A 25,971-nucleotide genomic window follows, 5' to 3' on the forward strand; every position below is an offset into this window, starting at 1 on the left:
TTTTGGAGATCACGGAAAGATTGATTCATGATTAAAAATATTCTTTTACTATGCGGTGGCGGCTCTTCAGAGCACGAGATTTCACTACTTTCTGCAAACTTTGTAGAGCAACAGCTGAATCTGATTGAAAACGTGAGCGTTACACGCGTAGAAATCAAAAATGAAGGTTGGGTAACAAACCAAGGTGAATTGGTTTACTTAGACCTTAACCAGAAAAAGCTGTGTTCAGACAACCTAAGCCTAGACGTTGATTTCATTGTCCCTTGTATTCATGGTTTCCCTGGCGAAACCGGTGACATTCAATCTATGTTTGAAATCGCGGGCATTCCTTACCTAGGCTGTGGCCCTGAAGCAAGCAGCAACAGCTTCAACAAAATCACATCTAAGCTTTGGTACGATGCGATTGGCATTCCGAACACTCCATACTTATTCTTAACACGTAACGATGAGCAAGCTCATGAACAAGCGTTACAAGCGTTTGATAAATGGGGAAAAGTGTTTGTCAAAGCAGCACGTCAAGGTTCTTCTGTTGGATGTTACAGTGTCACTGATAAGCAATCTGTTTCCCAAGCTGTGAACGATGCATTTGGTTACTCAGAGCAAGTCTTGGTAGAAAAGTCAGTCAAACCTCGTGAACTGGAAGTTGCCGCTTATGAGATGAACGGCGAGTTACACATTACTAAGCCTGGTGAAGTGATTGCGCCTGATGGTGCCTTCTATTCTTACGATGAGAAGTACAGCACGTCTAGCCATTCACTGACTGAAGTAGAAGCGAAAAACCTGACAGAAGAGCAGGTGGAAGCGATTCGAGTTGCTTCGGAAACCGTCTTTAAGCAAATGAATTTACGTCATTTATCGCGCATCGACTTCTTCCTAACAGAAGATGGTGAGATTTACCTTAACGAAGTCAACACCTTCCCAGGAATGACGCCAATCTCGATGTTCCCGAAAATGCTACAAAACAACGGTCACAAGTTCCATGAGTTCTTAGCAGATTGTATTAATACTGCAATCTAACTAACGTTACCGTCGTTCATTTTGTGGTAAACCTAAGCATAACTGAGTAATGACACAGTGCTAAACTTTGACTATTACTCGGTTGCATTTATGATTGTATCAAAGCATTAAATAGATGGCTCAGTGGTATGGCAATTTCAAATTATAGAGGTTTTAACCTGCAATCAGGCGGACCTGACGGTGCCGTTTGGAAGGTCAAGATCAAGAACCACGTTCTACAAGGCAGTTTAACGGCGGTAAAAAAGAGCATAGATTGGTGGTGTGACACTGCATCTATCATTGACCCTAAAGAGTTTGCGACTCTTGGTCAGAGAGCACAAAGCACCAGCAGTCCACAATCTGAAGTATTTAACGGCTACACGATAAAGAACGATACAGGTGAGGCAAATGCTTGGTACTGTATGTTCAACGGCAAGTTGATAAAAGGTGCCAAACCTGCCATTCAACGCCATATCGAAGCGTATTTAGTTGCAAAACAAAAAGCGCTACAAGCACAACAACAAAAGAAATAAGAATATGACACTCGTATATTCAACAGAGACTGGTCGCATCAAACCAGAAGAAGAAAAAGTCGAACGCCCTAAAGGCGACGGCATTGTTCGTATTCAACGACAAACTAAAGGCCGTAAAGGCAAAGGTGTTTGCATCGTGACAGGTTTGGACTTGGATGACGCACCACTGAAATTACTAGCAGCTGAACTTAAGAAAGTTTGCGGCTGTGGTGGCTCTGTAAAAGATGGCAACATCGAAATCCAAGGTGATGCTCGTGACAAGATCAAAGCACATCTTGAAAAGAAAGGCATGACAGTAAAATTAGCCGGTGGTTAATTCAAACTGAGCAAAAGATTTTAAAGAGCGTCGACTATGACGCTCTTTTTTTATCTGCAGTTTGGACAAGTTTGTAGAACTTAACCCAAATAAACATCTGCAAAGCACGACACACAAAACAGCTATTGAAAGAAACCCAGCTAATAGCAGAGCGAGCAATCGTAGATTGATAGATCCAGATTAGCTATTTTATGGTAAATAACGGTTATGTTTAATGACACTATCAAAAAGCGTCGTATTTTAAAATCTGAGAGGATAGGAGACCAATCCAGAGAAGATTTGGCGTACGTTGATACTTGATTTAACATAATATACATAATGCGTACTGAATCTGTAAACCCAAAGCGATAATGTCCTAATATTTCCAAGTGAATATGTCCTATGTTTGCTTGGAGGTATTTAGGATGCTAGTTACGATGAACGACCATGAATTACAACGTTTCTCCATTATCCAAGATGTGTTAAACAATAAGTTAAAGCGCCGAGATGCCATATCCATTCTTGGAATAAGCTACCGACACTTGTCTCGCATACTTAAAGCTTTTAAGGAACTTGGCGTTGAATCCCTAGCTCATGGCAACCGTGGTAAACCTTCGAGTAATCGCATCAGCGATGACACCAAGCTCCACGTACTCAAACTTATCTCAGAATACTATCTAAATTTTGGCCCAACGCTCGTACATGAAAAGCTTATAGAGATTCACGGATTTAATATCTCCTTGGAAACGCTTCGCCAATGGATGATCGCTGATGGTCTTTGGGTTCCACACTCTAAACGCAAGCCTAAAGTTTACCAACCTCGCTACCGACGTGATTGTTTAGGCGAGCTCGTTCAAAGATTGGTTTGAATTATCCAATATGCGAGCGTTGTCCTGTTTCAGGAGTCATTTCTAAGGTTCTAAATCAATTGTACTTCTTTCCCCAAATTTAACTCCTGACTTTGATTTTATCTTAACTTTAATTCTTTGTTTATCAACCTAGTGGATATCATTGGTGTCGCTTGATGCATCATAGCAAAGCCAACAATTAAAGTTAGTAAGGAAACTATGAGGCTATTAACGTTAGGTGAAGTTGATAGCAAGTACAGACTATAGGCAAACCAAAATATCCCAATGGTGAACCCAATTAATCCAAATGAAAAATTGTATATTCCATAAGCCCTGTCAAAAAAGCTAAGCTTTATTTGGAAATCCTTATCTTCTATATTTGTTAAATCTGGAGCGAGTTTACTGCACCTGACGATATGCAAGAATGATATTCTGTCCCCGATTTCATCTTTTAGCTTTAACAGGCTATCGAGTAATACGCTGCTTACTCGAACGTTGTGCGCTAAGTAAAAAATTTCCGCATCTAACTCAGAGTTGAGGTGTGATTTTAGCCGATGATCTTGGATTGGTAGGTTTATGGATTGCTCAAGAATCTTAAACCTCTTTTTCTTGTGCTCGTTTATGCTGTCCAAGATATGCTTAAGATTCACTAGAAGAGAAAAGGCAATTGCCATAAAAACAAATAGATAATCTCCTGCTTCTATGTAACTAATGATTCTATCAAACACATTGTTTACTCTTTAAAGTTTCACATTCACGCCTCATTATCATTTATTTATGGTTTCATATAAACTAATTGCCTAATGTTTAACGCAAAAAAGTCGAACCCCATCGCTAAGGTTCGGCTTTCTTAGGCTTCTTGATTTTGGTGGACGTCGATGAAAACGAATTGGAAGCCTGTAGAGGTCAATCGACCTGTCAAATGTATAGGCTCCCTGCCCGCTGTATAAATAGTCATTAGTGTGGGTTCGAAGTCAGTCGCACGTTTTAATCCTTTATGCGTGAGCGTTGCGCGGAGCTTTTAGAACCAACACGCTTTCTCGAATATCTTGCAGCCCCTTGGGGAGTTGCTTGTTGATAGCAATCTGTTATTTCAGATTCATCCCCGTCAGCGCAAACATCACAAGCGACTCAGACAAAAAGTCCAGATCGGATAATGCGTTAACTAGGGCGATTTCCATCCAAGCCCCCTACACTTTTGTTTGGTTTCCAGCTGTCTGGCAGCGCTTCCGTCGCCCTACTTTCCTGCTAAGCCCGCCTTGCAGAGCCTCACCACAACAGAGGCGCGCAAACCCACCGGGACACATCTGAAGCTTTGCGAGTGTCGAGCAAGGCTTTTCTCTTTCTAATGATTTGGTTTGACTGCCGACTAGAGCGCGGAGCAAGTGAGGACGGGCTAGGACGATTGCGCGACGTGCGGCGGGAGGTCAAAACCCCCGTATCTGTATTACGGGGGTAAATTCCTCGATTTTTCAGTGTGCATTGTTTTTCTGAAATAATTAGATACGAATATGCAACTATACCCTATGCCATTGCACTGCTATCATCGCGCTTACTGTAATTTGCAGTGGTAATTATTCCCCTTGTACTTATGGGGTTGACGAATAAATTATTGATCGAGGAAAAAAATGGATCGTGGTATTAGAGATGAAGGTTTTGTACGCAGAGCCTTCGACGAAGTGAAAGGTGAAGATGGTCGTTGGATTGCAAACCAGGGTGCTTTCGAAGGGAGTGACAGTGATGTCTTAGATCCAGTGACACATGCAGCTTTTGTTACTTCAGCAAGCATTTATAACCAGCATGGTAAGTTGCCAGACGGAGCTGTAACAGAAGCTGTGGCCGCAAAATCTATTGGCGAAGTTAGAGCATTTATTGATAAATACTCAAGCTTCATCTAGAAACCAATAAGACAAAGTTAATTAAAGGCTCCATTGAGCCTTTTTTCGGTGTGTCTACTAATCATTGATCGCAAAAACGTATGTTTGGGATCAAATAAGTGTGACGTATTTTCACTATCTAACAAAATTCAGCTTTATGGCTTTCGTTTCATAGCATAGAATCCGGACAAGTGTAGTACATCATCCTGTTTAATGAGAGAAAAACGCATGAAGCTAACGAAAAAACTTTCTTACTCTGCCTTAAATATCGTCACCCACCCCCACTCGCAACAGACTTACATTGAGCTCTTTTTCACTTTAAAGAAGCAAAGTGCTCCAGTTAAACTTAGAGGGGATACTTACGCTACAGTTATTCATATTAGTTACTTCGATAAGCAGAATAAGTCTAGTAGTCCTGTTCTTGGTGAGATCGTTAAGTATACAAACATCGATAAAGATGCAGATTGGTATGACATCAACTCTCAAGATATCGCATCAGATGAAGACCTAGAAAAAATCAAAGATATTCCAGATCACCTGAAGCCGAACATGTCGAAATTCAGCTTCATTTTTTACCCAGATACACACCTTTTGGTTTTTGAATCTTTATATGATGGACAAACGTTCAGCGCGCACTATGCCAAGTCATTGTTTGAATCACTGTTTGCTTCGCCATCAATTGCGAATAAATTTGGTAATGTAGAAGTAACAATCGTCCCAGAAACAGATACAATCGATAGTTTCCTGTCTCTTTCGGGTTTAAAATGCTTACGCATGGTTACCAACCGCCCTAATCCGGATCAGCTATCTAAAACTGAAGGTAAGATTAAATCGCGTCTCGCAAAAATCAATGCCATCAGTGAGGAACGCATCCTAAAAGCAGACCGAGAAGCTGAGCTATTGCTAGACGAGATAACTAAACTTGAAGCTAAGGTCGCTGCAAAGAATGGTGAAGTTGAGTTCAAACGAAAGAATGAATCTGGACATATAGAAGTGTTTAGCACTAAGGAACATCCATTAAAAGAAGACAACTTTTATAACCCTGCAATTTCCAGTGCTTACGACGAACTCATTCGTGTCGGAGCTACGATCAAACAACGAGTAAAAGATTGGATCAGTTAATTTAAACTATGTCAGAGCTCAATCGGGAAAATGTTATTAGAAGATACTGGAAGGCTTACGGTGGGATTAAAGCCCTGTTTAGTAGTGCCTTTTTCTATCTAGCAATAGCCTTTACTGCCTTACTATACACACAGTGGACAAAAACAGGATGGTGGGACACTGTACTGTCGGTAATGCCTAACCTATTGGGCTTCACTCTTGGCGGTTTTGCTATGTGGGTTGCGATCGGTGACGAAGACTTCAAAGCTACTATCTCTGGTGTAGATGAGGGAGATCCAGATGAAGTCTCTCCTTTCATGGAAGTCAACGCTACTTTTGCACACTTTATATTCCTACAGGTGTTTTCTATTCTATGCGCTGTTGTAAACAAAGCTTATGACGTAACGCTACCCGCTGACCATGTTATCGTCAAAGCCTTAGGTGATAAATTTGAATTAGTTACTTTAGGGTTTTACGCGTTTAGTTACTTTTTATTCATATATGCTTTGCTCTCAGCTCTCGGTTCCGTTCTGGCACTCTTTAGCGTGTCGGCATGCTATGACGATTATCAATCCAAGGGAACTGGTAAAAAAATTAGAGAGCTACTCAAGAAAGAACAAGAATTAGAAGATATGCGTAAAAGAAAAAGAGAATTGGAAGCTCAATTGAACAAAAATGAAACTTTGAATTAAGGCTCCTTTCGGAGCCTTCTTTACATCACATCATCTCTTTAAGAGCCCTTGCGTACTTCAATACTTGTCCAGCTGCTTCTAAGTCAGTCAGCGCCCCAATCTCTAACAAAGCAATCCCTGTTAAAATTTTCTGTGCTGTAACTAACTGCCCTGTTGGTAGCTCCAATCTGTCGTGATGCATCTTGAAGTGCTCCCACTGTTCAGATGAACTTAGCTCCCTTCCTTTTGTCATCCGCATAAGCCTTTTACACTCCGATGGAATCGTTTTTCCCTTATCCCATTCTTTGATTGTTCTCACACTTTTTAAACAAAGATCAGCAACTTGTTCGACGGATAAACCACATTCAAACTCACGAAAAATATAGTTTTTTGTCATTTCGTGATACTTCATTGAATTTTCCCTCAAAAGCGGGGCATTTTATAAATAATTGATATGCAACTGCATTAAGCATAAAATCTGTTAGAGCAATTTAGTAATGTCCGGTTTTAGCCACTTTAAAATGTCCTCCTAAGATTAACAACATTGTTTGCTTTTGAGGCTTTAACCGATGTTGATTACGATGAGTGAAAAAGATATTTATCGATTTAAGGTTCTGTCTGACGTCCGTGAAAGCGATTGCGTCAAGTTGATGCTGCAGTTATTCTAAATGTGTCTGTTCGTCATGTCCGGCGTTTACTCAATCGACTCTCCACTTTAGGAGCTCAAAGTCTCGCGCACGCAGCTCGTGGTCGTCCAAGTAACCGACGTTACCTTGAAGATTTTAGAGTTGAAATACTAAAGATCATTCACAAGTATTATTCTGATTTCTCACCAACGCTCGCTCTAGAAAAACTCTCAGAGCAACACAACATCGCTGTATCTAAAGAGACTCTCCGTCGATGGATGATCGCCGACGGACTTTGGGTCCCACACTCTAAACGCAAGCCTCGAATTTACCAACCTCGCTACCGACGTGATTGTTTAGGCGAGCTCGTTCAAATAGATGGCTCTCACCATGATTGGTTTGAAGGACGCGCTGACAAATGTTGTTTACTGGTCTTCATCGATGATCCGACTGGTCGTCTGATGTAATTAAGGTTCAGCGAAACCGAATCGGCCTTTGATTACATGCTCACTCTGACGATTTATTAGGCCAAACGATAGTTCTATTTAGAATGAGAACTAAAGTTAAATCTAGTCGTTTGTGGGATCCTCGATAGATTCTCATGATTTTATAAAATTAATCATTGCACTGAGTTACACCAGAGAATATATATTGCTCGCAAATCCATAATAAGAGTCAATATGTTGTGCTAATTACAAAATCAAAAGCATTATGCCTACCCCTACTTTTCCTATCTTACAATGCAGTGGCTGAAAGCGATTTCTCTGTAGAAACGATCTTAAGCGGTCATCAAGTGTCTCAGTTTGCTTTGGGTGACACGGATGGAGATGGCAGAGACGAGATCATTTTTCTCGATCAATATGGCACCATGAAAATCGCTAGAAACTTCGCGAACCCAAGTTCAATCAACATGCTAACGAATACCAGGTGGAGCCTGACTGATAACTGGAAGCTACAGTTCTTAGATCAAGCTTACCCCTAGTACCGACATCCGAGTGCGCATGACCTACGAGCATAATGGCAATGTGTTTAAGTCCGGGGTCGGTGTGGCAACCAAACAAGATGGCAAAATAGAAATTAATATTAACGGATATAGTGGCAATCCAGCTGTGACGATCAACTATCTGTCTGTTTCGAATGGTGCAATGAAGGGTAACTACAAGGATATCCAATACAGTAACTCAAGAAGCTTTCCTATGAATGCCCAAATGGATTGATACTGAAGATTAGTTTGGCCTTGTCTGCGAACCAACGCGATAAACCTTTCATCAACACTTTGGTGTGTTACCGGTGTGGTTGGGAACGAAGTGAGTCAGACTACTATGAAGAACAAAAAGCCGAACCCCATCGCCAAGGGTTCGGCTTTTTAGTAGGCTTCTCACTGATCATGGAAACGTAAGTATTAACATTTTCGAAGCCCGTCTAGGTCAATAGACATGCCCAAGGTATCGGTTCAGATTACGCTGTGTAAATCATCATTAGTACGGTTCTGAACTCGCTCGAAAGGTTTAAACGTTTTGAAGATCCACATTACACAATGTTTAGACACACTCTACATAACTCACCCGGCCGACACGCTTATGTTTCCTTTCGGAGCCCGACACTGAGTTTCTGTCTTGGAGCAAAATCAAGTGAAGAAAGGAAGCGCCCCTCCAAGCAGTAATTGATGTTCGTTACCAATGTTTGCTCTCTGTATTCATTATCAAAGGCACGAGCGGCTGGTCTTCTCCCTTTTTATTAGACCAAACGTTACGATGTAACACCTAAGTAAAACTGCTCTCTAAAGTACTATGGCTCGCTATGTAGCCCAGTGATCATTTTCTCTCACATAACGGCTCTAACTGGACGTTCAACCAATCTCAATTCGTACGATTTAGGCCTTTAGATTTTCTGTTTTCCTCGAGTATTTCTGATTCGATGGAATTTAGTCCGCAAGTACTTACTGCCATCAAAACTCCCTATACAACTAACTTAAATTATTATCATTCAAAGTGACGGTGTCTCTTTTAGATTTTTACAGGATATTCCACTACTCAGAAATACCTTTTAATTTGGCTTTGTAATTTAATTACAACCTCAGGTGGTAAATAAGTGTGCGTCAGTTCTTTATGTTGAGTTAAGTTGCTGTATTTACGAAAGTTAACGCTTGGGGTGGATTTTTTGCAGGGTTTTCGACTACTTGGAAAAGGTGACAGTTAATTGCAATTAGTAAAATTTTACCAATGCATTATGGCAGTGTTTTCCACTCTACTTTGGATCTATGAGTGTGACGCGGTAACTAAATGTTTTGTCAGATGAACGTGGCGAAAGGTGGTGAGTTGTTTGTTTTCGAGGGCTATACAACGGGCGTAAAAAAGCAGGGTCTGTGCCCTGCTCTTTGTAATTTCTTAATCTTGTTTCTTTGCGGCGTATTCTGCTCGAATTTGCTCTGCAACGATCTTAATCGCTTCTGCGGTACTAGTGCCCTTTTGCATTAGTTCTTGAATACGTTCTACAGCTTGTTGCTGTTCTTGATGGGACAGAGGTGGTAAATCGTCAAACATAAAAAAGCTCCTCAATGTGAGGAGCTGACTATAACGATTCGCTTAATAGGTCGCAAGGAAATTAATTGAAGCGCCCATTGCATCTGCGTTGGTGTATCGGGCTGCAATGTCTATTTCAATTAAGTTAAGTGGCGATAAGCCAAGACCGGCAGTGATCGTCCCCTCGTCATCTGAACGAGCTAGGTTTGTCATATAACCGCCACGAAGTGCAAGCTGGCGAAGGACATCAATCTCAAAACCGGCACGTAGCATTTGTGTGTTGTCATCAAATGTAGAGAACTTCTTCTCTTCGTTTAAATCGTAATCAACACTAAAGCTAAAGTAATCGGCTACGTAACCCGCACCAACGGTGTAAACTGGTCGCATGCTGTACTCATAGGATTGGATCGTGTCGCCGTTGTATGTGAACGATTTGGTTTTCACGTCACGGCCAATCAAGTTCTTGGCAGAGATACCCAAGCGATATGGTCCAAAGAACCAAAGTGCACCGGCATCTAAGTTGAACATGGTTTCTGCGGTTTCATTTTCACGCAGGTCTTTAGTGTCAAATGCGGCAAAGCTGGTCGCGTATGAATAGGTGTAGATGCGTTGCAGTTTTGGTGTGATACCAAATGACAGGTGCTGGTTCATGAAGTTGGTGTACTTCGCCAGTGAAATACCCGCTTCCGCTACGCCAATGGATACACCGCGCACGTAACTGTCATTTAACGGGTCGCCGCTTACAGTATCGATGGTCGGCTCTACGAAAGATTCGGTATACAGTTTGCCGTAAGCGGTCGCAGACAAGAACTTGTTTGGGATACCAACTGCAACCACACCGCCTAAATCGAAGTCCATTTTCTGGCCATCAATGGCATTTAATGAGTTTACGATCTCGGTTGGGTCCGTGAGTTTGCCTATTCGCTCAATCTCATCGATTAAACCGTTTTGGTCGTTATAGTTGATACCAAAGCTCGGCACAATCATGCCTGCGTCATCGTTACGTCGGTAAATGGCGGTAAGCGCTGGGTTAAAGAATGGTGCGGTTAGGTAAGAGGCAGATACGGTGCCCACGCCACCCATTGCATCACTGCGAGCTTCAATTGCGTAAGTGGCAGCAGAAGCAGCGCCTGAGAATAGCGCTGCAGTCATAGTGGTGGCTAAAATTTTGTATTGTGTCTTCATACTACACTTGTGTTTTCGTTCTTCCTGAACTTATATCGGCACAAGTGTAATTTCTTTAGCTATTCTTCGAGAGAAACATCATAAGTTCGGCTAATAGTTTGAGCTTGCTCCACAATTATGTCCCCTTGCCAACGGCGACTGTTAATGCTGACAGCTAAAACGTAGCGATCGTTTGGAATACCGTCGAGTTCGAGTGCATTTGGGTAGTTCGATTCGTAGGTCTTTTTCCACACTTGATCGTATTGGCCTTCGATGTAGTCGTATAAGCCTACTTCCAATTGCGGTAAAGGACAGTGCGGATTACGAAGTGCGCTCTTTTCTACTTTCCAATTCTCTTTTGATGTCCAACGAACGTATTGCGATGAGTTTGAATCCCCCAAAATCACCCAAGTACGATATGTGCGCTTGTCTTTTGTGGTAATAGAGAGATGGTACAACCCCGCGTCTAACTTACCGGTTAAGTTATAGCGTTTAAGGAAGTTGCGCTCGTTAGCCAGCTCGGTTCCCTCTTGCGGCTCTTCATAATTGAAGGAGCTATCAGCAGAGATTGAGCTATCAACCCAACGGCGAAATGAGATGTCTTCGATATCGGTTGTCGCGCGCAGCTTAACCACGAGTCGATAGGTATCTCGCCCTGGGCTTTGAATAGTTTGGCGGATAACGTTAATACCGCTGATCCAATCTGGAAGCGTAACGCCTGTGAGAGACTTACCACAGTCTTTTGATAATGATTGAGCGAGCAAGTCATTAAGATGCGGTCTGGTTTCTTTGTTGGGTTCGCTTTGCCAAAGTTCAACAAGGGAGTTGAACATGCCACCAAGGTCATCTTCAAGAAGATGTTGGTGTGCTTGGGTTAAAGGCGTATTGGATTGAAACCAGTCCGTTGCATGGACTGGTTTCACTAACAGTAATGATAGAACTACAGGAAGTAGTGTTTTCATTCTTGCGATTACGCTTTCATCTTGTAGCCAACGCCACGAAGCGTTTCGATTTCAAGACCTGGCAGTTTTTGACGAAGCTGCAGTACGTGTGTGTCTACTGTACGAGTTGTAGGGAAATGGTTGTAACCCCAAACGTGGTCTAGTAGTTCATCACGTGTAAACACGCGGCCAAGGTTTGATGCCAAGAACAACAGCAGATCAAACTCAGTACGAGTCAGTGTGATCATTTCGCCTTTGAATACAACTTCGCGTGTCGCGCGGTCGATTTCTAGGTCTTTGGTCATCACTTTGTCAGCGTTGCCCTGTTCTGCTGCATCTGGTGCACGAAGTTGTGCACGAATACGAGCAAATAGCTCGGCTTCAGCGAAAGGTTTTGTTAAGTAGTCGTTCGCGCCAGAATCTAGACCAGCAACTTTATCTTTAACAGTAACAAGTGCAGTAAGCAGAATTACTGGAACATCTTTAATTTTTTTCCATTCAGGAAGAGATTGTACTGAATCGCCATCTGGTAGTTGGCGGTCCAGAATGACTAAGTCAGCCTTTTTCCATTGTGGCTCAACGTCTGAAATACGCTCCACATGTAAACACTCATATCCTGCTTGTTCCAGGCTTACTAACAGGCCGTCAGCCAAGTTTTTATCGTCCTCAACGAGAAGCAGTGTCTGTTTCACAAGGTATCTCCAATATAAAGGTTGTAGGTGGTCCCATTAGGGACATTTTTCCGCCCATGCGGCCTACCATTGATTCAACTATTGTTAATCCAAGCCCTAATCCGCTCTTACTTACGAACGGTTTTCTTAGGTTTGCCCAATCTTTTGCAGTCAAGCTGCCGGCATCTATGACTTGGATAATGATCTTATCTGCACTGGTTTCTACACGTAGTTCTACCGGTGCTTCACCATACTTCAGTGCGTTTCGTAGCAAGTTGTCGATACAGGTCCCAAGCCAGTACACGTTAACTTTAGCAGCTACATCTTCGTTTATTTTGAATAGTACAGCGTTATCAAATTCTTCTTCAATCTTATATTCTAGCCATTCTGCAACCGATGGAACCCAGTCTGTTGCAAGCATTTGGTTATCAGATTGCAAATAATCTTTACTTGCCTCCGCTAACTGGCGTAATCGGCGCGTATCTTCACACAATCGGCGAAATTCGTCGTAAACACTTTCAGGAAGATGTTCAAACTCGCGACGGAATCCCTCAACGGTTAAAGACAACGATGCAATTGGCGTTCTTAGCTCGTGCGTTAGAATCTGCAGTACCAGCATACGGCTGCGCATTTCTTCACGCTTGCTGTTCCAACGATACACTGCCCAGCCTATTACCAGCAAGATGTTGGCAATCACAAGGATGATCATACTGATCCGCAACACTTGTGAGTGATCTTCTACATCCCAGCAGATATTACCGCGTTTTACGAAACAGCTTCGGCTTTCTGATGCTAATCCGTAAGACAGGCCAGCGTTTGCAACGTTTTCCTGCCATACGTTTTTGGCGAATACAAAATAATGGTCGCCACGGCGTAGCCACAGCTCTTTGCCTTCAATAAACATACTCGCGCCGGCGATGAGTGCGTTGATCGCATCGTCATCCATATTTTGCAGGCTTGCGAGTAGTTCATCCCCTTCATCGTTAGTTCGCTCTTTGATATGCATGTATTGAGCAAGTTTAAGACGAAGCGCTGGATACTTTTCTGCATAACGCGCTGCATAGGTTCCCCCACCTGGGTGGATCAAACCGCTGCGCGAGAACCAACGCGGTGTCAGTTGCGTCCCCTTACATATGGCACGCGTAAAGACTAAAGGTTCAGTAATTAAAGGGCTTAACGGTAATTTTCCGCGACACGTGTTGGCTAAACGGTACAACTGCTGAATATCTTTCAGCGGGTAGTCTGCCGTTTGCGGCAACATTGAGTCCGGTGAGAGCAATTTGGTTGGGTAGTTAGATTGCAGTATGCGTATATCATACGATTTAAGGGCTACTTCGTAATTAAATAGCTCTGTAAACGTATCTATTCGTTCTGGTAATGAATCTGCAAATGCGGGTGCCGAGAAAATTGGCAGCATTAAAGCAGAACGGAGCAAAAACTGTTTAATCAAACTGTTACCGTTACTTGTTATATTAGCCAGAACTATACATCAATAAACAAGCGAATGACATTAGGCGGCTCAAGGATTTGCAGTACTATAACATTGAAGCCCCACAAAAAAAAGGCCAGCGAATGCTGGCCTTGGTTAGTTTTAGAGCAAATATTTTACAATGCTTTGAAAATTGCCTCGACGCTTTCTTTCGCATCACCGAATAGCATTGAGGTGTTTTCTTTAAAGAACAGTGGGTTTTGTACGCCAGCGTAACCGGTATTCATTGAACGCTTGAATACGACTACGTTTTGCGCGTTCCAAACTTCTAATACAGGCATGCCTGCGATTGGGCTGTTTGGATCTTCAAGCGCTGCTGGGTTCACTGTATCGTTCGCGCCGATAACCAGAACGGTATCTGTTTCCGGGAAGTCATCGTTGATCTCGTCCATCTCTAGTACGATATCGTAAGGCACTTTTGCTTCTGCCAGTAGAACGTTCATGTGACCTGGTAAACGGCCAGCTACAGGGTGAATACCAAAGCGAACTTCAATGCCTTGATTACGCAATGTCTCCGTGATCTCATGCACTGGGTATTGTGCTTGAGCTACTGCCATGCCGTATCCTGGAGTGATGATCACTGATTTTGAGTTCTTCAGCATTTCTGCCACTTCTTCAGCTGACGTTTCGCGGTGTTCGCCCTGCTCTTCATCACTTGAAATCACAACTTCTTGACCGAAGCCGCCAGCGATAACGCTGATGAACGAGCGGTTCATAGCTTTACACATGATGTAAGAAAGGATCGCACCCGAAGAACCAACTAGTGCACCCGTTACGATCAGTAGGTCGTTTGCAAGCATGAAACCTGCCGCCGCCGCTGCCCAACCTGAGTATGAGTTCAGCATTGAAACCACAACTGGCATATCTGCACCACCGATAGACGCCACTAAGTGGTAACCGAATGCGAATGCAATCAGCGTCATTACGATCAGTGCGAACATGCTGCCGTCCGCTTTTACGAAGTAAATCATAAGAAGCGTAGAAAGGACGATCGCCGCAAGGTTCATTTTGTGCTTATGAGGCAAGTTTAGTGGCGAAGATGAGATCGTGCCGCGTAGCTTACCGAAAGCAACGACTGAACCAGTAAAGGTTACCGCACCGATGAACACGCCAAGGAATACTTCCACTAGGTGAATCACGTGCTCAGCGTGAATACCAGCAAGGTCAGTTGAAACTGGTGCTGGTGGCTCGAGGTAGCTGTTGTAACCTACCAAAACTGCAGCCATACCTACAAAGCTGTGTAGGATCGCAACCAGTTCTGGCATTTGGGTCATTTCTACTTTCTTTGCGTAGTGGATACCGATGCTACCACCGATGACCATCGCGATGATGACCCAAACGAACCCTTCTGCATTCGGGCTAAAGATTGTCGCAATAAGCGCAATCGCCATACCCGCAATACCGTAGTAGTTACCTTTTCTTGCCGATTCTTGTTTAGAAAGTCCCGCGAGACTTAATATGAAAAATAGCGCAGCAATAATGTATGCCGCTTGTACTAATCCTGCAGACATTGGTCACTCCTATTATTTATCTTTGCGGAACATTTCAAGCATACGTTTGGTCACGGTAAAGCCACCAAAGATGTTTATGCTTGCAATGAGTACAGCAATGAATGATAGGAAGGTAACGACGCCATTACCCTGACCAATTTGCAGCAGTGCACCTACTACGATGATGCCTGAAATCGCGTTGGTTACAGACATAAGTGGAGTATGCAGTGCATGTGTTACGTTCCAAACTACGTAGTAACCTACCACACACGCTAGTACGAATACGGTGAAGTGAGATAAGAACGCAGCCGGAGCAACAGAAGCAACCCAAGCAAAGGCACCTAAACCGACAGCGAGTGCACCGAATTTCTTCACTGGTGACGTTGGCTCTTCAACTTTAGGTTGAGGCTTAACGGGCTCTTGCGGTTTAGCTTGTGGCTGTGCCGACACCTGAATTGGTGGCGCAGGCCATGTCACTTCGCCTTCTTTTACTACTGTTACGCCACGAAGTACGACGTCTTCGAAGTCGATATCGATGTTGCCATCTTTCTCTTTACAAAGCAGTTTTAGAAGGTTTACAAGGTTGGTAGCGTAAAGCTGAGAAGATTGCGTAGGCAGGCGACCTACCATGTCGGTGTAGCCAACGATTTTTACACCGTTCGCCGTGGTGATCACTTGATCTTTTACTGTGTATTCGCAGTTACCACCGTTTGCGGCAGCAAGGTCGACGATTACGCTACCCGCTTTCATGCTATCCACCATTTCTTTGGTGATAAGCGTTGGCGCAGGTTTACCAGGAATCAGAGCCGTTGTGATGATGATATCAACGTCTTTCGCTTGCTCAGCGTATAGCTCAGCGGCTTTTTTGTTGAATTCATCCGACATTTCTTTCGCGTAGCCGTCACCTGAACCGGAATCTTCTTTGAAGTCTACGGTTAGGAACTCTGCGCCCATCGATTCAACTTGCTCTTTTACTTCAGGACGAACGTCAAAAGAGCGAACGATAGCGCCAAGGCTACCAGCAGCGCCGATAGCAGCAAGACCTGCAACACCTGCACCTGCAACCAGTACTTTCGCTGGCGGCACTTTACCTGCTGCGGTAATTTGACCGGTGAAGAATCGACCGAATTCATGAGCGGCTTCAACCACTGCACGGTAACCAGCAATGTTCGCCATAGAAGAGAGTGCGTCTAATGCTTGCGCACGAGAGATACGAGGAACCGCGTCCATTGCGAGAACGTTGATGTTCTTGCTAGAGAGTTGTTCCATTAACTCAGCATTTTGAGCAGGCCAGATAAAGCTCACTAATGTTGCGCCATCTTGCAGTAATGCGATTTCGTCGATGCCTTTTTCTTCATCTACGAGTGGCGCGTTCACTTTAAGGATTAAACCTGACGTCCATACTTCTTCACTAGATACAATTTTCGCCCCTGCTGCTTCATAAGCGGCATCATCGAAACTGGCTAGCACCCCCGCTTGTGATTCGATTGCGACATCGAACCCCAACTTAATTAACTGCTCAACCGATTTAGGTGATGCAGCTACTCGCGATTCACCTGCGAGTATTTCCTTAGGTACACCGATTTGCAAAACGCATACTCCTTGTATACATATCAATAATTAGTCCCAAAACAGAGCGTCGCTCTACTCTAATTCTTTTTTATTTCTATCTGTTTACTACGCAAGAAAACACAAACGAATGATGGTGTTTGGGGTCACCCATTTGCACAGCCACATCTTGACTAACAGCCCTGTTATTCTTCTGTTTTTATCGAACGTCTATCGTGACTTCAAGTATTTTGTAATAAAAATACTAAATTTCATTACATATAACGCTAAGTAATGAATATTTGTCTACTTCGCGCTGAAAAATAACTACGATTAGCGCTACTCAGCAGAGGTCTAACCAGATATGTGTTAATTGCTTGTTTTACAAATATTTAAGCCTAAAAAAGAAAGAGAGCCATCAGCATATACACTAATGGCTCTCTTTAAGATGATTCGTATCAAGTTGCAGTGATTTCTTAATCGAAGATCTTTTCGCCCATTTGGTCGATAAACATCTGCGATTTTTTTAGCATCAGTTCGTTGGCGTCTTGCTCTGAACCAAGCAAATCCGATCGGATAAAACGGTGTGATTTCACTTCTCCGTCGAAGTCTTTCTCGATGCGTCCAGCAATGCGGTACTGACCGCCTTCTGAAAGGCTTTCTTGATAGATCAGGTAGCCTTTGTACTCGACTGGTTCGACGGTTTTTACTTCAGCAGTTTTATCACTGCCACCAAACAAGCGCGAAAAGAATCCCACGGTTCCTCCTTGGGGACGCCCACTCTTCTGTATATTGATTCTTATATACGGTAGCGAACATCATTTACTTTATGTTGACGTTTAGGATCGGTTTTTCGAACCAATCCAGTTCTTTGTCTTCATCATAACTGGTATGCGACAAAATTACAGGCACATCATTGTTACGATTTTTGCGTCTGTCTTCTTGAATCATTGTTGCTGCGTTCTCAACAGCGACATCAACACTTTGTTTGAACTGCGCCAATTTGCGTTCTGGGAGTGCCGACAGAAAATCGATGTCATGACGAATATAAACAGGCTTAAGCTGGATCAGAGCTAAACACGCGATATCCGCCAGTTGTTCGTTGTCGAATTGATCTACGTATTGGTCTGAAGCGAGCACCTGTCCAACCAAGGTTTCCATGTAATTGTGTACGTCTGAACTGATCTGCATCGATTTTTCTCCTTTGTTCAACACCTTGAAATTATAGCAGTCGAACTCGCTCTGCAACTCGTTGATTGCTCTTAATTTAATCAACCTCTCTCTTTTTGTCAGCGTTCGCTGTAAAACACTTGGAAAATTCCGAAATACACGTATTCTTGTTAGTTTTGAAAGCGTCTGAAATTATACTGTTTACGCACGGTATTAATTGAATGCTTAATGTAACCCTCTAGATATATTCAACTATTTTCAGGTAATTTGTAGTAGATGGCATCATCTTTAATGACCTCCCCAGGCTTTCGCTTCCTATTCCCAGTCTTGTTATGGGGCATGGTCAGTTTGGGTATGGATAACATCATTCAGATGACTCAATCTAACTGGGGAATTGCTGCAAACTTGCCCTACATTTTGCTCGGTTGTGCGTTGTTGATGTGTTACTCGTTCAAGCAAGGACGAGAGTCCATGGTCTGCATTGCCATGTTGCTCGCCTACTTTGTGATTCAACATCGTTTACAGGTACCACTACAAACTGGCACGGCGCTTTTAGAGCTCACTATTTTAGCAAGCCTCCTTCCCGTTTCGTTCTTGGCCGTATTCCTCTTCAATAAAGAGGGCTTCGATTCCAAAGCGACACTCACTTATGTACTTATGTTGAGTATGTTTGTGTTTTGGTCTTACGTAACCTTGACCTACTATGTTGAAGGTGGGTTTGAGGAGTGGACCAATGGCATCTTGTTTATTGTTCCAACCGTTTCAAAGTTACCATTGGTTTTAGTGCTGTATTGCATTGGCATTGTGTGCTTTTTGGGCATTTTGGTTTTGAAGAAAAACAAGATCATTCATGCCATGACATACTCAGCCATGGTATTGGCATCAGCGACGTTTATCTTCTTCGATGTTCAATACATTTCGAGCACCATGTTTACCCTTACAGGTTTGCTGATCATCATCTACTCGACATCAGCCAGCCACCAACTAGCTTTCACCGACAGTTTAACGCTCATCCCTAGCCGTCGCGCATTGGATCTAGACCTTAAGCATATGGGACGCAAGTTTACTATTGCGATGCTGGATGTTGACCACTTTAAGAAGTTCAACGACACCTATGGCCACGATACCGGCGACGATGTGCTCAAAATGGTCGCTTCTCGATTGATGAAGACACAAGGCGGCGCAAAGGTTTACCGATTTGGTGGTGAAGAGTTCACCATCGTGTTTAAAGGTAAATACACCGAAGATTGCGAATCTCATTTAGAAGAAGTTCGTGAGCTTATTGCTCAGTATGAAATGATTCTACGTGACCAAGACAACCGTCCTGACGACAATAAACAAGGACGCAAAAAACGCGGTAATGCGGAATCGAAGCAGAAAACGGTATCTGTAACAGCCAGTTTTGGTGTTGCGGATAGCCGCAGCGCGCGTAACCCTGCTGATGTGATTAAGCTGGCAGATGATGCTCTATATAAAGCAAAAAAAGCGGGCCGTAACTGTGTGAAGTACTGCCACGCGTAATTCTTTCTTCCCAATTCTTTAAAGCTTGTTTTTTGGTTCTAAGACTTCTCAAGCCTTACCTTAGAAAAATACTCCAAATAAGTGACAGCGTCACTATATTTTGGGGATTTATATCTTTCTGATTTAACTAGCATTTACTACAGTGTAAGTATTTCTTCCCAAGGATTTAGACGTATATAACGCCCTGTCAGCTGTTGCGTACAAATCGGCGACTTTATCTTTCCCCGTTGGTTGGAGCGCAAACACACCCTGTGACACTGTCACTCTATTTGCCACGCTTGAATATGCATGTGGGTAATCTAAGAAGTACAATGCTTCTTGAATCCTCTCCGCTTCTCTTTCTGCGGTTTGCGCGTCGGTACTATTCAGGAGGATGACAAATTCTTCACCACCATAACGACCTACATATTCTCCAGAGCGGCAGAAGGTTGCTTTAAGCTGGTTTGCGATGGCTTGTAGGCAGCGATCCCCTTCTATATGGCCGTAGTTGTCATTGAATGGCTTAAAGAAGTCGACATCCAAAAGAATCAACGCCATTGGCATATGATGACGTCCGTGCCACGCAATCATGGTTTCTAACTTCTGGTCTATATAGCGACGGTTATAGAGTTTGGTCAAACCATCTTCGTTGGCTTGTTGTTGTAATAAAGAGTTCACTTCTTCTAACTTAGCGGTCGCTTGTTTGAGCTCACGACGCATATGCGCAATACGCTGCATTGCCATAAGCTTAGAGTTGAGAACAAGTTTGTCGACAGGTTTGATCAAGTAGTCATCGCCACCCGCTTGTATTGCTTTTGCGATCATTTCGGGCTCTTCGTGACTACTCAAGAAGATGATTGGGATCCAATCTGGGAAGGTTTCTCTGATATGAAGTGAGACTTCGAAGCCATTCATGTCTGGCATCGCGATATCCAGCAGCACGAGTTCTGGGTCGAAGCTTTCATAAGTATTCAGTGCTTCTATCCCGTTGCCAACGGCTTTTACAATGTGACCTTGCTGTTTTAATCGTATAGCCAACTGCATTCGGTCTAGTTGTACGTCATCAACCAGGAGAATGCGCATAGAGGTCCCTGTCGGTTGCATAGCGCGTTCCATTTTTTTTTCTCAGTCTTTACTAAACATATATCATACACGCACGGTTGTTGCATTACGCGACAAATTTCGTGCTATATTTTTTTGTTGAACGGTCACGTAATCAAATAGTTCTTATGGTAGCTATTTGATGCATTTGGTATTAATATTCCCGCCTTTTGTAGCAAGAGCCACTCGAATCTCGTTACAACATGCACTATAAATAATGTGCGCTTTTATGTACTAACAGGACTCACCATGTCAGAAGCAACTAACAACGAAAGCAAAAAAAATCGATCTAGAAACTATTTCTCCAGAACTACGTAAAGTTATCGAATTTGACGAAGTTCCTGAGCAAATGTTTGAGATGGTTACCTCTATCCATGAAGTGTCTGAAGAAGCTGTTCGTGAATCTTGGAATGAAATGCCAGCAAGTGCACAAAACATTCTGGACAACTTCGAGCAATTCCACGCTCTAGTATCTGTAGGCCAAGCTTTCGCTGGTCTAAACGTAATGGAAGAATTCCCGACTCTTAACCTTCCAGAAAACATGACAGATGAAGATAAAGAAGACTACCGTGCTCAACTGCTAGACAATGTTCTACACAACTGCGTGAAAGACATGGTTAAGCAACTTAAGAAAGCACGTCGTGATCCTCTTCTTAAGCGTGAATTCAAAGAAGTATTCGTGAAGTAATTCCGACACTCTCTTTAATAATAAAGGCCGCACCTGCGGCCTTTTGTGTATCTGTGGTCTTTTGCGTATCTGCGGTTTAGTCAATTTAATGGTGCGCCAAAGCAATATCGCGTTGCGTGACACTCACACCTTTAACTTGCGCATAAACCTTATCACCGACTTTTAAGTTCAAGTCATCTAATGCCCACGGTGTTATCGTCGCCCATAAGTGGCATTCTTCATCTAACTTAAGTGAAACGGTGATACTTTGCTTGTCGTCGCCCGTAGTCAGCTCTTCTATAGATGCAACGGTCGCTGGTAGCACGTTACGAATCGACGTAGAGACCGGTTTTTCTAACGCGATAGAAACATCGTTTGCACGTACTTGAAGTCGGATTGGCGTATCTGGCTCGCCATCGACTTTTTGCACCCACAGACAAGCGTTTGGTGCGAGTTTCACACACGTCAACGCGTATTTCTCGTGATGAGTCGCGATCTTTCCTTCAAACAAACTACTGTGGTCCGAGAACGACTGCCAAGGGCGCATGGCATGAGAAGCCCACACCTCTTCTAATTTACCTGACGTCATGATTCTGCCTTTATCGAGAATCGACAGGTGCTGCGCCAGACGAAGGATCTCTTGCAAGCTATGGGTAACGTAGACTATTGGAATGTTGACCTGCTCAGACAACTCCTCCAAAAATGGCATCACTTCGCGCTTACGTGGCATATCCAATGATGCCAATGGTTCATCCATCAATAGCAGATTGGGTTTTGAGAGCAAGGCTCGAGCGATGGCGACACGTTGTTTCTCACCACCGGATAAAGAGATTGGAAAGCGTTTCAGTAACGGGTTAATAGCGAGTAGCTCTGTCACTTTATCGAAATAATCATCATCTTTTTCGACTACGCCGTAGAGTAAGTTGCCTTTCACGGAGTAATGCGGAAACAAACGAGAGTCTTGGAATACATAGCCAATCTTGCGCTTGTGTGTCGGTAAATTAATTCCGGCATCACTATCGAAAAGAACGTGTTCACCAATCGAAACTTTACCTTGCTTTGGCGTCACCAACCCGCTGATAACGTTGATTAGTGTGGTCTTTCCGGCACCAGAACGGCCAAACAACGCACTTATTCCGTTACCCGGTAACGATAAAGCGATGTCAAAATCAGTTTCACCAAGTGATTGTTTAAATTGGATTTCTATGCTCATCGTTTAGCTCCCAAACGCGCTGAAGCTTTGCGATTTAACCACTCTGATATCATTAATGTCGAGAGAGCCAAAGTAATGGAGATGATGCACAAGCGCGCGGCTTCCATCTCTGCTCCAGGCGTTTCGATGAAGTTGTACATCGCCAATGGAATAGTTTGGGTCTCGCCGGGAATGTTAGAAACAAAGCTGATCGTTGCTCCAAATTCGCCCAAGCTGCGAGCGAAAGAAAGCATAGTGCCAGTGATAATGCCTGGGATCGTTAAAGGCAGCGTGATAGTAAGGAATACCTTTAAAGGTGATGCGCCTAACGTTGAAGCCGCGTGTTCTAGTTTAGGATCAACATTATCTAAGCTAAGGCGAACGGAACGCACCATCAAAGGCAGCGCAACAACGATACAAGCGATAACCGCCCCCTTCCAATTGAAGCTGAACACCAAACCAAAGTGTTCATAAAGCCAACTGCCAAGAACCCCCTGTCGGCCTAATGAGATCAGCAATAGATAACCAATCACCACTGGCGGCAATACCAATGGTAAATGGATCAGACTGTCGAGAATGGATTTACCGATAAACTGTTTTCGAGAAAGTAACCAAGCCAGAGCAATGCCGAGTGGTATTAACCAAACGACGGCATAGGCGCCGACTTTTAGGCTTAGTATTAAGGCTTGGTATTCAAGTTCTGTCACTCTGTGCCCTTTTTATTGTAAATCCATATTGCACAAATACTTGTTTGGCATCGTCGGATTTCAAGTATTCAAAAAACTGCTTAGATTGCGTTGAGTCTTTTACGATTGCCGCTGGATAAACAATGTCCGCGTGGGTGTTATTGGCAAACTCGCCGACCACTTTTACCTTATTCGTTAAAAGTGCATCGGTTTTGTAGACAACGCCAAGTGGTGCTTCACCGCGCTCAACTAACGCTAATGCAAGACGAACATTTTTTGCTGGCGCCACTTGTCGCTCAAGCTGCTTCCAAACGCCAAGGTTGGTAAGAGATTCACGAGCATACATACCAGCAGGCACCGAGACTGGGTTGCCAAGCGCAAGGCGATTACCTGCTAATGCTTGACTCCATGCATTGGCATCTGAAAAGTTGAAAGAAGTAACCGTTGAAGCTTGTGGTGCGATAAGAACGAGACTGTTGTGAACCAAATTAGTGACATTGTCACTCTTTACTGTTTTTGATTTTACTAGATAGTTCATCCACTTAGTGTTTGCAGAGATAAACACATCAGCTGGTGCGCCGTTTAGAATTTGGCGAGCGATGGATGAGGAGCCTCCGTAAACTGGCGTGACTTTTACGTCATACTGTTGCTCAAACTTTTGCGCGATATCATCAATCGCGTTGGTCATTGACGAGGCCGCGTAGACTTTAAGATCAGTCGCTGCGTTTGCTGCTGACGAGACGCTCAATATTGCCGCTAGGCAAGCATGAATCTTCCATGCTTTCATAAAAACACTCCAGTGCTAGACAGGCAGAAAAAGAAAATGTAGAGCACAATGCCTACTTTTATTTATGCTTCAAACAGTTAAAAACTGGTTTTATTTGAACAGAAAGTCAAGATTCATATGTTGTTCTATCGCATCTGCAATGCGATTAATGCCCTGTTCTTTGAGCTGTTCAAAATCTTGCTGTTTGATTTGAGTGCCGTTTACCCATTCAGACACGAGGCTTAGCACATCGGCCTCATCGAAGAACCCGTGTAGGTAGGTTCCCATAATTTGGCCACACTCACTGATCGCACCCTCAGCTTCGCCAGAACTTAACTTCAAAGGTTGAGCACCCTGCACTTCACTACGTCCAACATGGATTTCGTAACCTTTCACATTCGCTGTTTTACCGTTTAAGCAAAGCTGCGCTTGTGTGTTGGTCAGTTGTTTGCTGTCGGTTAGCGTCGTAGTAATGTCTAGCAACCCAAGCCCTTCACTCTTCCCTGGACTGCCTTCCACACCATTAGGGTCGTCAATTAATTTGCCAAGCATCTGGTAACCTCCACAGATGCCAATGACTTTGCCGCCCAGACGAATGTGACGTTGAATGTCTTTATCCCAGCCTTGGCTGCGCAAATAATCTAAGTCATCACGAACTGATTTGGTTCCCGGTAGGATCACCAGATCGGCTTTGTCGATCTTTTCGCCTTTGCCAACGTAGCGAAGGTTAATGTCTGGGTTAAGACGCAACACATCAAAATCGGTATGATTACTGATGCGCGTTAGTACAGGTACTACAACATTGAGTTTCACTTGTGAAGACAGCTCTTGCTCTGCAGTTATGGCGTCTTCTGCCTCTAGGTTTAAACCGTGCAAGAACGGCAATACCCCCACCACTGGTTTACCTGTCTTTTCTTCTAACCAATCAAGGCCAGATTCAAGTAAGCCGATGTCACCACGGAAGCGGTTGATCACGAAGCCTTTCACACGTGCTTGTTCTGATTCGGATAATAACGCCAAAGTGCCATACAAGTGCGCAAACACACCACCACGGTCGATATCCGCAATAATAATGACCGGAACGTCGGCTTCTTCTGCAAAGCCCATGTTTGCGATGTCATTTTCTCTTAAGTTGATTTCCGCAGGACTACCAGCGCCTTCAATCATGACGGATTCGTATTCATCCGTCAATTTTGCAAATGAATCCAGAACCGTTCCCATTGCCACTCTCTTGTAATCATGAAACCCAACAGCGTCCATATTCGACAATGCTTTGCCTTGTAAGATGATCTGAGCACCTGTGTCACTGTTAGGCTTAATCAGCACAGGATTCATGTGAACCGTAGGCTCAACATTGCAAGCTTGTGCCTGAACGGCTTGAGCACGCCCAATCTCTCCGCCATCTTTGGTTACTGCGCTATTGAGGGCCATATTCTGTGGCTTGAATGGGGCAACCTTTATCCCTTTGCGGGCTAAGACACGGCATAAACCTGCCACAAGGACGCTTTTTCCGGCATCTGAGGTGGTGCCTTGAACCATTAATGATGGGATTGGTGATTTCATGAACGTTTAATAAGAGAAAAAGAAGGTGAACAATCATAACGTTATCTCAGCATAGGACTCAAGAAAATGAATCGAATATGAATGTTCGAATCAGTAATGGTTCAAATAAGGTTTGTTTTAATAGCACCATCAAAAACGAACACCTATATAGGGAAACCAAATTATGAAAAACACTGTTATTGCTACTATCGCTGCACTTGCTATCGCTCCTACTGTTGCAATGGCGAAAGACCACAACCACGGCCAATCAAGCATTCAATTTAATGGCCCTGTTACGGTTGAGAAAGTCGATGCACTGATTAAAGACTCAAGTATGTTCACCGAAAAAGACGTGGTTGTAGAAGGCAACCTACTTCGTCAAACTCGTGCGGACCAATTTATCTTTAGCGACGGTTCTGGTGAAATCATGGTTGAGCTAGATGATGATATTCGACTAACGACGCCAATCGACCAAACGACAAAAGTACGTCTATTTGGCGAGTTTGAAGGCGGCAGCAAGCCTGAAATTGAAGTTGAACACCTCGTTGTTATGTAATCTGGCTTCTTAGCCGCTC

26 protein-coding genes and 1 pseudogene are annotated in these 25,971 nt (G+C 43.5%); 11 read left to right on the forward strand and 16 right to left on the reverse strand.

What is annotated here, in order from left to right; genetic code table 11:
• Positions 1–27: 27 nt before the first annotated feature.
• From KHO06_RS21700 to KHO06_RS21715, 4 genes are all read left to right on the forward strand, one after another.
• Entirely contained in the window at positions 28–1,017 is a 990-nt protein-coding gene (locus tag KHO06_RS21700; RefSeq protein WP_050909946.1) for a D-alanine--D-alanine ligase, read from the forward strand.
• A 128-nt stretch (positions 1,018–1,145) separates the two neighbouring features.
• Entirely contained in the window at positions 1,146–1,529 is a 384-nt protein-coding gene (locus KHO06_RS21705; protein WP_005427077.1) for a DUF3319 domain-containing protein, read from the forward strand.
• 4 nt (positions 1,530–1,533) lie between these two features.
• The gene (yciH, locus tag KHO06_RS21710; protein ID WP_005531338.1) at positions 1,534–1,845 is read left to right on the forward strand and encodes a stress response translation initiation inhibitor YciH; all 312 of its coding nucleotides are present in this window, start codon (positions 1,534–1,536) and stop codon (positions 1,843–1,845) included.
• Between the two features lie 416 nt (positions 1,846–2,261).
• Positions 2,262–2,693, forward strand: coding sequence for a helix-turn-helix domain-containing protein (locus KHO06_RS21715; RefSeq protein ID WP_212583392.1), 432 nt, complete (start codon positions 2,262–2,264; stop codon positions 2,691–2,693).
• A 98-nt stretch (positions 2,694–2,791) separates the two neighbouring features.
• On the opposite strand, the gene KHO06_RS21720 is transcribed toward KHO06_RS21715, so the two are convergent.
• A complete protein-coding gene (locus KHO06_RS21720; RefSeq protein WP_043883027.1) occupies positions 2,792–3,400 on the reverse strand; it encodes a hypothetical protein in 609 nt (202 codons plus the stop codon).
• Between the two features lie 900 nt (positions 3,401–4,300).
• On the opposite strand from KHO06_RS21720, the gene KHO06_RS21730 reads away from it, so the two are divergent.
• From KHO06_RS21730 to KHO06_RS21740, 3 genes are all read left to right on the forward strand, one after another.
• Positions 4,301–4,570 (forward strand): hypothetical protein, encoded by a 270-nt coding sequence (locus KHO06_RS21730; RefSeq protein ID WP_005427025.1) that lies wholly within the window; start codon positions 4,301–4,303, stop codon positions 4,568–4,570.
• Between the two features lie 207 nt (positions 4,571–4,777).
• Positions 4,778–5,671 carry a DUF4747 family protein gene (locus KHO06_RS21735; RefSeq protein WP_005427078.1) on the forward strand — a complete coding sequence of 298 codons (894 nt, stop codon included), beginning with the start codon at positions 4,778–4,780 and terminating at the stop codon, positions 5,669–5,671.
• Positions 5,672–5,679: 8 nt separating this feature from the next.
• The gene (locus KHO06_RS21740; protein ID WP_212583393.1) at positions 5,680–6,342 is read left to right on the forward strand and encodes a hypothetical protein; all 663 of its coding nucleotides are present in this window, start codon (positions 5,680–5,682) and stop codon (positions 6,340–6,342) included.
• Positions 6,343–6,367: 25 nt separating this feature from the next.
• Here the strand turns inward: KHO06_RS21740 and KHO06_RS21745 are convergent, their stop codons facing one another.
• On the reverse strand, positions 6,368–6,733 hold the full coding sequence (locus KHO06_RS21745) for a phage protein (RefSeq protein ID WP_212583394.1): 366 nt from the start codon (positions 6,731–6,733) through the stop codon (positions 6,368–6,370).
• A gap of 169 nt (positions 6,734–6,902) precedes the next feature.
• On the opposite strand from KHO06_RS21745, the pseudogene KHO06_RS21750 reads away from it, so the two are divergent.
• A pseudogene (locus KHO06_RS21750) lies at positions 6,903–7,411 on the forward strand (helix-turn-helix domain-containing protein); the annotation flags it as partial.
• Positions 7,412–9,334: 1,923 nt separating this feature from the next.
• Here KHO06_RS21750 and KHO06_RS21755 read toward each other — a convergent pair.
• The 9 genes from KHO06_RS21755 to KHO06_RS21795 form a co-directional block, all read right to left on the reverse strand.
• The gene (locus KHO06_RS21755) at positions 9,335–9,490 is read right to left on the reverse strand and encodes a YoaH family protein (protein ID WP_005427041.1); all 156 of its coding nucleotides are present in this window, start codon (positions 9,488–9,490) and stop codon (positions 9,335–9,337) included.
• Positions 9,491–9,532: 42 nt separating this feature from the next.
• Complete coding sequence (locus tag KHO06_RS21760) at positions 9,533–10,654, reverse strand: conjugal transfer protein TraF (protein ID WP_045457038.1); 1,122 nt, start codon at positions 10,652–10,654, stop codon at positions 9,533–9,535.
• A gap of 59 nt (positions 10,655–10,713) precedes the next feature.
• Positions 10,714–11,595, reverse strand: coding sequence for a DUF2861 family protein (locus KHO06_RS21765; protein ID WP_005427200.1), 882 nt, complete (start codon positions 11,593–11,595; stop codon positions 10,714–10,716).
• Between the two features lie 8 nt (positions 11,596–11,603).
• Positions 11,604–12,266: a response regulator transcription factor VxrB gene (gene vxrB, locus KHO06_RS21770; protein WP_005427102.1), complete on the reverse strand. Its 663-nt coding sequence runs from the start codon at positions 12,264–12,266 to the stop codon at positions 11,604–11,606.
• A complete protein-coding gene (gene vxrA / locus KHO06_RS21775) occupies positions 12,241–13,662 on the reverse strand; it encodes a sensor histidine kinase VxrA (RefSeq protein WP_348638094.1) in 1,422 nt (473 codons plus the stop codon). The genes vxrB and vxrA overlap by 26 nt, the downstream gene beginning before the upstream one ends.
• Before the next feature lie 188 nt (positions 13,663–13,850).
• The gene (gene pntB, locus KHO06_RS21780) at positions 13,851–15,245 is read right to left on the reverse strand and encodes a Re/Si-specific NAD(P)(+) transhydrogenase subunit beta (protein WP_212582491.1); all 1,395 of its coding nucleotides are present in this window, start codon (positions 15,243–15,245) and stop codon (positions 13,851–13,853) included.
• Between the two features lie 12 nt (positions 15,246–15,257).
• A complete protein-coding gene (locus KHO06_RS21785) occupies positions 15,258–16,814 on the reverse strand; it encodes a Re/Si-specific NAD(P)(+) transhydrogenase subunit alpha (RefSeq protein WP_005427189.1) in 1,557 nt (518 codons plus the stop codon).
• A gap of 434 nt (positions 16,815–17,248) precedes the next feature.
• Positions 17,249–17,530 (reverse strand): HlyU family transcriptional regulator, encoded by a 282-nt coding sequence (locus KHO06_RS21790; RefSeq protein ID WP_012129329.1) that lies wholly within the window; start codon positions 17,528–17,530, stop codon positions 17,249–17,251.
• A gap of 64 nt (positions 17,531–17,594) precedes the next feature.
• A complete protein-coding gene (locus KHO06_RS21795; RefSeq protein ID WP_021018234.1) occupies positions 17,595–17,963 on the reverse strand; it encodes a late competence development ComFB family protein in 369 nt (122 codons plus the stop codon).
• Between the two features lie 255 nt (positions 17,964–18,218).
• Here KHO06_RS21795 and KHO06_RS21800 point away from each other — a divergent pair, with 255 nt between their 5' ends.
• A complete protein-coding gene (locus KHO06_RS21800) occupies positions 18,219–19,463 on the forward strand; it encodes a GGDEF domain-containing protein (RefSeq protein ID WP_212582492.1) in 1,245 nt (414 codons plus the stop codon).
• Positions 19,464–19,586: 123 nt separating this feature from the next.
• Here KHO06_RS21800 and KHO06_RS21805 read toward each other — a convergent pair whose 3' ends face one another.
• Positions 19,587–20,546, reverse strand: coding sequence for a diguanylate cyclase (locus KHO06_RS21805; protein WP_212582493.1), 960 nt, complete (start codon positions 20,544–20,546; stop codon positions 19,587–19,589).
• Positions 20,547–20,826: 280 nt separating this feature from the next.
• Here KHO06_RS21805 and KHO06_RS21810 point away from each other — a divergent pair, with 280 nt between their 5' ends.
• Positions 20,827–21,231, forward strand: coding sequence for a DUF3069 domain-containing protein (locus KHO06_RS21810; RefSeq protein WP_212583419.1), 405 nt, complete (start codon positions 20,827–20,829; stop codon positions 21,229–21,231).
• A gap of 85 nt (positions 21,232–21,316) precedes the next feature.
• Here KHO06_RS21810 and modC read toward each other — a convergent pair whose 3' ends face one another.
• From modC to KHO06_RS21830, 4 genes are all read right to left on the reverse strand, one after another.
• Positions 21,317–22,423: a molybdenum ABC transporter ATP-binding protein ModC gene (gene modC / locus KHO06_RS21815; protein WP_212582494.1), complete on the reverse strand. Its 1,107-nt coding sequence runs from the start codon at positions 22,421–22,423 to the stop codon at positions 21,317–21,319.
• On the reverse strand, positions 22,420–23,109 hold the full coding sequence (modB, locus tag KHO06_RS21820; protein WP_212582495.1) for a molybdate ABC transporter permease subunit: 690 nt from the start codon (positions 23,107–23,109) through the stop codon (positions 22,420–22,422). Before modB ends, modC begins: the two co-directional genes overlap by 4 nt.
• Positions 23,096–23,875 (reverse strand): molybdate ABC transporter substrate-binding protein, encoded by a 780-nt coding sequence (gene modA / locus KHO06_RS21825; protein WP_212582496.1) that lies wholly within the window; start codon positions 23,873–23,875, stop codon positions 23,096–23,098. Before modA ends, modB begins: the two co-directional genes overlap by 14 nt.
• 90 nt (positions 23,876–23,965) lie before the next feature.
• Positions 23,966–25,417 (reverse strand): cobyric acid synthase, encoded by a 1,452-nt coding sequence (locus tag KHO06_RS21830; RefSeq protein ID WP_212582497.1) that lies wholly within the window; start codon positions 25,415–25,417, stop codon positions 23,966–23,968.
• A 163-nt stretch (positions 25,418–25,580) separates the two neighbouring features.
• Here KHO06_RS21830 and KHO06_RS21835 point away from each other — a divergent pair, with 163 nt between their 5' ends.
• Positions 25,581–25,952 (forward strand): NirD/YgiW/YdeI family stress tolerance protein, encoded by a 372-nt coding sequence (locus tag KHO06_RS21835; RefSeq protein WP_005427087.1) that lies wholly within the window; start codon positions 25,581–25,583, stop codon positions 25,950–25,952.
• Positions 25,953–25,971 lie beyond the last annotated feature (19 nt).

It is taken from the genome of Vibrio sp. B1FIG11, assembly GCF_905175335.1.
Lineage (GTDB): Bacteria > Pseudomonadota > Gammaproteobacteria > Enterobacterales > Vibrionaceae > Vibrio > Vibrio campbellii.